This window comes from Bartonella sp. MM73XJBT (genome assembly GCF_028618465.1).
Lineage (GTDB): Bacteria > Pseudomonadota > Alphaproteobacteria > Rhizobiales > Rhizobiaceae > Bartonella.
In genome coordinates this window covers 1-528 of the sequence record NZ_JAQISY010000124.1, presented here as the reverse complement: position 1 = coordinate 528, position 528 = coordinate 1, and the positions used below count along the sequence as shown (strand labels likewise).

The following is a 528-nucleotide window of genomic DNA, read 5'->3' as shown; positions in this document are numbered from 1 at the left end:
ATGGACAGCTCCAGTCTTTACGCTTAAGACTTTCAAAGAAGATGGAACGGAAGGAGAAGCAGTCGGTCATGCGAGTGTAAGCTCTGCTTTTGCCGGAATTGATGGGAACTTCACAAATGTGAACAAACATCTGAATGATGTTGTTAATAAATTTAATGAAAAATTAGATAATATTAATGAAGAAGTTCAAGGGGATTCCTTGTTATGGAGCAATGAGAGTAACGCGTTTGTAGCGCAGCATGGTGCAAAAGAAGAGACAAAAACAAACAGCAAGATTAAATATCTTGCTGCAGGGGATATTGTGCAAGGTTCCACGGAAGCAGTTAATGGTTCACAGCTTTATACGTTAGGGAGCAGTGTTGCGAAGACTTTAGGCGGTGCAGCCGGCTATGAGAATGGCACGTGGACTGATCCAACTTTTACAATAAAAACAGTTAAAAATGATGGTGAGGAAAAAGATGAAACTTATCATGATGTAGCGGCAGCTTTGGCAAGTGTTGGTAGTTCTATCACAAATGTTAAAAATGA

The 528-nt window shown here is 40.0% G+C and carries 1 pseudogene; it reads left to right on the top strand.

Annotation, left to right across the window (positions count from 1 at the left end):
* Positions 1–528 (top strand): annotated as a pseudogene (locus PVV69_RS09970) (hypothetical protein); the annotation flags it as partial.